The organism is Psychrobacter sp. TB20-MNA-CIBAN-0197, from assembly GCF_040309765.1.
GTDB lineage: Bacteria > Pseudomonadota > Gammaproteobacteria > Pseudomonadales > Moraxellaceae > Psychrobacter > Psychrobacter submarinus.
Genome location: NZ_JBEOPC010001075.1, coordinates 1 through 251, shown reverse-complemented (window position 1 = coordinate 251; position 251 = coordinate 1). Strand labels below are relative to the sequence as shown.

General features: G+C 48.6%; 1 protein-coding gene. It reads left to right on the top strand.

Annotated elements, in window-relative coordinates:
* Window positions 1-21: 21 nt before the first annotated feature.
* Window positions 22-251 (top strand): LysR family transcriptional regulator (locus AAEY83_RS17215; RefSeq protein WP_351061102.1); only part of this gene is annotated, 230 nt, incomplete at its 3' end.

Genomic DNA, 251 nt, shown 5'->3' with positions numbered 1-251 from the left:
GTATAGGATGTTAGAAAGATTATGAAAAAGCCCATGCAGACGCTACCGAAAATTACCCTCAAGCAATTGGCGGTATTTGTTAGTATTTATCAGACAGGTAGCACCAGCCGTGCCAGTGAAGAGATGCATCTATCACAGTCTGCGGTGAGTAGCGCGTTGACTGAGCTCGAGTCAAGGTTGCAAATGCCCTTGTTTGAACGGGTCGGGCGCAGGCTTAACCAACATCCCAACGCCCATCCCGTGTATGTACA